Below are 6,005 nucleotides of genomic sequence, written 5' to 3' on the forward strand. Positions count from 1 at the left end.
CTCCGGTCGCCGCCGCGCGACGGTCGCGCGGATCCTGGCGTGGGGAATGGAAATGCTTCATCGACTGGTTCCTTGCTCGCCGCCCTGCCCGTGTCACGCCGGCAGCTTGAAGTCGGCGACCGAACGACGCAGGTCGGCCGCCAGCTGCGCCAGGTGGCCGATCGACTCGGCGGTCTGCCCGGCACCCTGCGAGGTCTGGCCGGTGATCTGGCGGATCACGCCCATCGTGCGGGTGATGTCCGACGCCGCCGACGACTGCTGCTGGGCGGCGATGGAGATGTTCTTGATGAGGGTATTGAGTGCGTTGGACACGCGCTCGATCTCGGTCAGCGCGGTGCCGGCGTCCTCGGCCAGGCGTGCACCGGACACCACTTCGGCGGTGGTCTGTTCCATCGAGGTGACCGCTTCGTTGGTGTCGGCCTGGATGGCCTGCACCAGGTTCTCGATACGTCGGGTCGCACCGGAGGTGCGTTCTGCCAGGCGCTGCACTTCGTCGGCCACGACCGCGAAACCACGACCGGCTTCACCGGCCGAAGCCGCCTGCACGGCCGCGTTCAATGCCAGGATGTTGGTCTGCTCGGAAATGTCGTTGATCAGTTCCACGATCGAGCCGATCTCCTGCGAGGATTCGCCCAGTCGCTTGATGCGCTTGGAGGTCTCCTGGATCTGGTCGCGGATCTGGTCCATGCCCTGGATGGTCTCGCGGACCACGCCGGCACCTTCGGCGGCGATCACCACCGAACGCTGTGCCACGTCGGCCGACTCGGCCGAGTTGCGCGATACCTGTTCGATGCTGGCGGCGATTTCGCCGATCCGGTCCGACGCCGAGGTGATCTGGTTGGCCTGGTGGCCGGCCGCTTCGGCCAGCTGCATCGCGGTGGCCTGCGTTTCCTGGGTCGACAGCGCGACCTTGGCCGAGGTGTCGTTGATGGTGGTAACCAGGTGGCGCAGTTCATCCACCGCGTAGTTGATGGCGTCCGCGATCGCGCCGGTCATGTCCTCGGTCACCGAGGCTTTCACGGTCAGATCGCCCTCACCGAGCGAGGAGATTTCGTCCAGCAGCCGCATGATCGCCTGCTGGTTGCGGCTGTTGAACTCCACCTGGGTCTGGTAGCGCAGTTCCTGCTCGCGCGAGCGGCTGCGCACGTTGGTGGAGACGAAACCGATGATCGCGATCAGCGACAGCGCACCGGACACCACGCCGATCCAGAAATTCGGGAACAGGCGGGTATCGGACACCGAACCGAACGAGGAGAAGGCTTCGAACAGCTTGCGGCTGTCGGTCAGCATCTTCGCCGAACCCTGGCCCAGTGCGGAGGCAGCGGACTGCGCGGCGAACAGCTGGCGCGAGCTGGCCAGGATCGCGTCGGCGTCCTGCTTCATCGCCTGCCACTTCTGCTGCGACTGCTCCAGCGCGGCGACGGCGGCAGCGCCGCGCACGGCGGTGATGCCCAGGTCCTCGTTGCCATTGCGCAGCGCATCGAGCACCTGCGAGAACACGGTGATGTCGCGGGCCAGCGCGTCACCGGCAGCGGCCGCAGCCGTGCCGCCGGCGCGGATTTCAGTCACGCGACGCGCCATCGAACCGGCGACCACCACCTGCTGCAGGGCGCTGTAGACCTGCGACGCCGGGGCGCCGGAGGCGGACATCGCACGCACCAGTTCGTTCAACTGGGCCTGCAGGCCCGGCACCGCACCGGAGAAGTTGTTGGCGTTGCCGGCCAGGGCCAGCACTGCCGGTTCACTGGCCACCAGCTGGCCTGCCTGCTTGCCCAGCGGCGCCCAGGTGTCGGCCAGGGTCGAGATCGCCCCGGACACGCCCGGCTCGTTGCCGTAGCGGCCCTGCAGGGTCGACACGTTCTGTTCGATCGCGTTGCGGGTGGCCTTGAAGGCGGTGAAGGCCTGCGCGTTGCCGCCGACCGCGTCACGGCCCTGGTTGGCCAGCTGCTGCGACAGCACCTGCAGGTCCGCGGCCTTGGAACCGGCATCGGCCAGGCGGCTGCCCTGCCAGGTGGACACGCCGGTGTTCACACCGAACAGGATCATCGACAGGGCCAGCAGCGCCAGCCAGAGGTTGCTGCCGCCCAGCCGCAGCTTGCCGGACTTGGTGGCATCCGAAGCAGTACTCATCGTTCAACCTCGATTTTCAATGCAGGGGGCGATGCCCGGCCTCAGGCCGCGGCTTGCCGGAATTCAGGGGTACGCGACAGCAGCGAGAGCGAGAACACGCCCCAATCGTTGCCATCGGCATGGAAAGCGCGATCGACGAAGTGGCCGTAGCGTCCCTCGGCCAGTGAACCGGCCTCGATCTGCTGGGTCAGCTCGAAGCTGCGCTGGCCGAACAGTTCATCGATGGTCAGGGCGACGTCGCCACCGGCCTGGCGCATGATCAGCACGCGCTGGCCTTCCTGCTGGACGGTGCGCGCCCCTTCCAGGAAGTACTTCAGGTCGACCACCGGGAACAGGTTGCCGCGCAGGTTGCCCACGCCCAGCAGCCACGGCTGCGCGCATGGCACCGGGGTCACAGGCGGCATCGGCACGATCTCCACCACTTCGCGGAAATCGGACACCAGCCGACGCTGACCAACACGGAAACCGACGCCACGCCACAGGTCCTGGGCGAACTGCCGCCCGGGCAGCTGCACCGCGTGGGCCAGGCTGCGCCGTTCGTAGGCTTCAAGAATGTCGAAGGGCGAGCGCATCAGGCCACCAGCTCGTTGATCCGGGCGATGAGTTCTTCCTCGCGCGGCGGCTTGACGATGTAGTCGGCGGCACCCTGGCGCAGCCCCCAGGCCTTGTCGGTTTCCATCGCCTTGGTGCTGACGATGATGACCGGGATGTGCTTGATCGCTGCGTCGCGGGCCATCGCCCGGGTCGCCTGGAATCCGCTCATGCCCGGCAGCACCACGTCCATCAGGACCAGCTGCGGCACCTGGTCGCGGACCAGCTGCAGGCCATCTTCGGCATTGTCCGCTTCCAGCACTTCATGGCCGGCACGGCGCAGCCATTGGGTGAACACCGCGCGGTCGGTCGGTGAATCCTCGATCAGGACGATACGAGCCATTGTGCCTTTCCCCCCTGGTCAGGCGTTGACGTACGTGCGGATGGCACCCAGCAGTTCTTCGCGCGTGAATGGCTTGGTCAGGTATTGCTCCGAGCCGACGATGCGCCCCCGCGCCTTGTCGAACAGACCATCCTTGGACGACAGCATGATCACCGGGGTCGCCTTGAACAGCTGGTTGCCCTTGATCAGTGCGCAGGTCTGGTAGCCATCCAGGCGCGGCATCATGATGTCGACGAAGATGATCTGCGGCTGCTGGTCGGCAATCTTGGCCAGGGCCTCGAAACCGTCCGTCGCGGTCACTACTTCGCAGCCTTCGCGCTTCAGCAGTGTTTCCGCAGTCCTGCGGATGGTCTTCGAGTCATCGATGACCATCACCCGGAGTCCTGCGAGCTCCCCGCCCGCAGTCGTGTTTTCAGTCATTGCCATTCCCCAAGCGCACGGCCCAATCTTTGGCGGGAGCCGCTGCGAAAGCGTATCTATATCGCACTTCCCGCGCCCGCTTCAAGGGCGGTCCGTGGCGCGGGGCGTGGCGCCGGGCTGAACGTGACCGGATTGGCAATCACTGCGCAGCCTGGCAAGGGACGGTGCGTTGCACATCGCCGGGGAGGCGCACGGCCGGCGTTGCCGCTACCATCAACGCCTTGCCTGACAGGTGCACCCATGCCGTTGAACGTCATCGTGGTGATGGATCCCATCGCCCACATCAAGATCGCCAAGGACACCACCTTCGCCATGCTGCTGGAAGCCCAGCGCCGCGGCCATGCCCTGCACTACGTGCGCCCGGGCGGGCTGGCGCTGGAAGGCGGGGTGCCTGTGGCCTGGACCGCTCCCCTGCAGGTGCGCGACGACCCGGCCGGCTGGTACGAGCTGGGCGCATTCAGCCGGACCGAATTCGGTCCCGGCCAGATCGTGCTGATGCGCAAGGACCCGCCGGTCGACGCCGAGTATGTCTACGATACCCAGGTGCTGGATGTCGCCGCCGCCGCCGGTGCGTGCGTGGTCAACAACCCGCAGGGCCTGCGCGACTACAACGAGAAGCTGGCCGCGCTGCTGTTCCCGCAATGCTGCCCGCCAACCCTGGTCAGCCGCGACGCCAAGGCACTGAAGGCCTTCGCGCTGGAACACGGCCAGGCGGTAATGAAGCCGCTGGATGGCATGGGTGGACGCTCGATCTTCCGCAGCGGACAGGGCGACCCCAACCTGAACGTGATCCTGGAAACGCTGACCGACGGCGGCCGCAAGCTCGCCCTGGCCCAGAAGTTCATTCCCGACATCACCGCTGGCGACAAGCGCATCCTGCTGGTCGATGGCGAGCCGGTCGATTACTGCCTGGCGCGCATTCCGCAGGGCGATGAGTTCCGCGGCAACCTGGCCGCCGGTGGCCGTGGCGAAGGCCGTCCGCTGAGCGAACGCGACCGCTGGATCGCCGCCCAGGTCGGCCCGGAAATGAAGCGTCGCGGCATGCGTTTCGTCGGCCTGGACGTCATCGGCGACTACCTGACCGAGGTCAACGTGACCAGCCCGACCTGCGTGCGCGAGCTGGATGCGCAGTACGGCCTGAACATCGCCGGCACCCTGTTCGACGCGATCGAGGCCGATCTGCGCTGATGGATGCCGCACCTGCCGTCCTCGCCCCGCCACCGCGTGAAGCGCAGCGGCTGGGCGCCACCATCGCCCTGTCGGTGCTGGTGCACGCCCTGCTGATCCTCGGGGTCGGCTTTGCCGTGAAAGGCGACGCGCCGCTGGTGCCGACCCTGGAAGTGATCTTCAGCCAGACCCGCACCGCGCTGACCCCGAAGCAGGCCGATTTCCTGGCTGCCGCCAGCCAGGAAGGCGGTGGCGAACATGATCGTGCGCAGCGCCCCCGCGACAACCAGGCCGGCATCGTGCCGCAGGCCCAGGCCGGTATCAGTCCGGTACCCCAGCAGCAGCAGTCGGCAGCACCGGTGCCGCCACCGCAGGCGCGGGTGGTCAGCAGCCGCAATGGCCAGGACACCGTGGCCATGGCGCAGTCGCGCCCTACCCCGCTGCAACCAACACCGGATGCACCGATGACCGCGCGCGAACAGCGCGATGCTGAAATGGCGCGGCTGGCGGCGGAAGTGCACCTGCGTTCGGCGCAGTACGCCAAACGGCCGAACCGGAAATTCGTTTCGGCCAGCACGCGCGAATACGCCTACGCCAATTACCTGCGTGCGTGGGTGGACCGCGCCGAGCAGGTCGGCAACCTGAACTACCCCGACGAAGCGCGGCAGCGCCGGCTGGGGGGACAGGTGGTGATCAGCGTGGGGGTACGCCGCGACGGCAGCGTGGAAAGCAGCCGGGTGTTGAAGTCCAGCGGCACGCCGCTGCTGGACGAGGCCGCGTTGCGGGTGATCCAGCTGGCGCAACCGTTCCCGCCGTTGCCCGACAGCGAAGACCAGATCGACATCCTGCAGGTCACGCGCACGTGGGTGTTCCTGCCCGGCGGCGAACTGCGCGACGACCGGTGAGGTTTTCCGCCCGGGCCTGCGGCCCGGGACCCGCTGCAAGCAACAGCAACGGCAACTGCAACGTCAAGATCAAGAGCGGCGGTTGGGGCGGTGTGGGCTTGCAGGACACGCCGTAAACCCATCCATGGGGGCTCGATGGCGCCATCCATGGCGCCAACGGTCCTGCAAGCCCACACCGCCCCACCCCTGACCGATCGCGGCGCATCTTTGCTGTTGGTAGCTGTCGACCTTGGTCGACACGATGCATCCACGCCATGCCTGCACGGTAGATCCACGCCATGCGTGGATGCGAGCGAAGCGACCGGCTTTTGAATTTGTTTTTTTGATTTTCCGTGGGGAACGCGCACGGAAACTGTCCGTGGCCGGGCGGGTGGGCTGCGCAGGGGCGTAAGCGCCATGGATGGCGCGCCCGAGCCTACATGGACGTATTCACGGCGTCCCCTGCGCAG

The 6,005-nt window shown here is 67.1% G+C and carries 6 protein-coding genes; 2 read left to right on the forward strand and 4 right to left on the reverse strand.

Annotated elements, in window-relative coordinates; translation table 11 throughout:
• Positions 1–93: 93 nt before the first annotated feature.
• From ACUXVE_RS19155 to pilG, 4 genes are read right to left on the reverse strand one after another with little or no spacing between them, the layout of a single operon-like run.
• Positions 94–2,130, reverse strand: coding sequence for a methyl-accepting chemotaxis protein (locus ACUXVE_RS19155; RefSeq protein WP_059064855.1), 2,037 nt, complete (start codon positions 2,128–2,130; stop codon positions 94–96).
• A 41-nt stretch (positions 2,131–2,171) separates the two neighbouring features.
• The gene (locus ACUXVE_RS19160; RefSeq protein ID WP_025877750.1) at positions 2,172–2,702 is read right to left on the reverse strand and encodes a chemotaxis protein CheW; all 531 of its coding nucleotides are present in this window, start codon (positions 2,700–2,702) and stop codon (positions 2,172–2,174) included.
• Positions 2,702–3,064: a response regulator gene (locus tag ACUXVE_RS19165; protein ID WP_025877749.1), complete on the reverse strand. Its 363-nt coding sequence runs from the start codon at positions 3,062–3,064 to the stop codon at positions 2,702–2,704. The genes ACUXVE_RS19160 and ACUXVE_RS19165 overlap by 1 nt, the downstream gene beginning before the upstream one ends.
• Positions 3,065–3,082: 18 nt before the next feature.
• The gene (gene pilG, locus ACUXVE_RS19170) at positions 3,083–3,484 is read right to left on the reverse strand and encodes a twitching motility response regulator PilG (protein WP_005418455.1); all 402 of its coding nucleotides are present in this window, start codon (positions 3,482–3,484) and stop codon (positions 3,083–3,085) included.
• 240 nt (positions 3,485–3,724) lie between these two features.
• Here pilG and gshB point away from each other — a divergent pair, with 240 nt between their 5' ends.
• On the forward strand, positions 3,725–4,672 hold the full coding sequence (gene gshB, locus ACUXVE_RS19175; protein WP_445514964.1) for a glutathione synthase: 948 nt from the start codon (positions 3,725–3,727) through the stop codon (positions 4,670–4,672).
• On the forward strand, positions 4,672–5,556 hold the full coding sequence (locus tag ACUXVE_RS19180; RefSeq protein ID WP_093818703.1) for an energy transducer TonB family protein: 885 nt from the start codon (positions 4,672–4,674) through the stop codon (positions 5,554–5,556). The genes gshB and ACUXVE_RS19180 overlap by 1 nt, the downstream gene beginning before the upstream one ends.
• Positions 5,557–6,005: the final 449 nt, after the last annotated feature.

It is taken from the genome of Stenotrophomonas sp. 3(2025) (assembly GCF_052665395.1).

What these genes read in the sequence shown, in the direction of transcription:
- ACUXVE_RS19155 (WP_059064855.1), bottom strand. Translation starts at nt 2,130, where the DNA reads ATGAGTACTGCTTCGGATGCCACCAAGTCCGGCAAGCTGCGGCTGGGC.
- ACUXVE_RS19160 (WP_025877750.1), bottom strand. Translation starts at nt 2,702, where the DNA reads ATGCGCTCGCCCTTCGACATTCTTGAAGCCTACGAACGGCGCAGCCTG.
- ACUXVE_RS19165 (WP_025877749.1), bottom strand. Translation starts at nt 3,064, where the DNA reads ATGGCTCGTATCGTCCTGATCGAGGATTCACCGACCGACCGCGCGGTG.
- pilG (WP_005418455.1), bottom strand. Translation starts at nt 3,484, where the DNA reads ATGACTGAAAACACGACTGCGGGCGGGGAGCTCGCAGGACTCCGGGTG.
- gshB (WP_445514964.1), top strand. Translation starts at nt 3,725, where the DNA reads ATGCCGTTGAACGTCATCGTGGTGATGGATCCCATCGCCCACATCAAG.
- ACUXVE_RS19180 (WP_093818703.1), top strand. Translation starts at nt 4,672, where the DNA reads ATGGATGCCGCACCTGCCGTCCTCGCCCCGCCACCGCGTGAAGCGCAG.